Source organism: Neobacillus bataviensis LMG 21833 (assembly GCF_000307875.1).
GTDB lineage: Bacteria > Bacillota > Bacilli > Bacillales > Cytobacillaceae > Neobacillus > Neobacillus bataviensis.
The window spans coordinates 1-571 of record NZ_AJLS01000086.1 but is presented as its reverse complement, the minus strand read 5'-3'; the positions used below and the strand labels follow the sequence as shown (position 1 = coordinate 571).

Annotated in this window: 1 protein-coding gene; it reads left to right on the top strand. The window is 37.0% G+C overall.

Annotation, left to right across the window (positions count from 1 at the left end):
* A partial coding sequence (locus BABA_RS12860) for a DMT family transporter (RefSeq protein ID WP_007085625.1) occupies positions 1-571 on the top strand: 571 nt, incomplete at both ends.

Genomic DNA, 571 nt, shown 5'->3' with positions numbered 1-571 from the left:
TGTCTGGAAATCAAAAAAGAATATGCCAACCCTCTTTTTGTATGTTTTTGGTGGGGTATTTTCTGTTCAATATTTTTATTATGTGGCCATTCAACTTTCAAATAGTGCTACAGCGACAATTTTACAATATACAGCACCCGTTTTTATTATGCTTTATTTACTCATTTTTCAACGTCAAGTACCAAAACCCAAATCGGTCTTATTCGTCATTTTAGCAATGATAGGTGTTTTTTTGTTGATTACGGACGGAAATATCAAACATTTATCAATCAGTCCCCTAGCCCTTGTAACAGGGCTTATCGCTGCTGTAGCTGTTGTTATTTACTCAATCATCCCTCGGCCATTATTGGATAAATATGGCGCACTTAATATGACCGGGTGGGGAATGATGCTTGCGGGGATTGCCTGTAATATCTTCTATCCAGTTTGGCGTATTGATTTTCGAATTGAACCGTTGTCAATTTTTTATGTTTTAACAATCTCTATTGTTGGAACAGCACTGGCTTATTTGTTGCTTTTAAGGGCCTTTCAATTGATTTCACCGCTTGTTGTTTCTGTTGCAACAGCTACT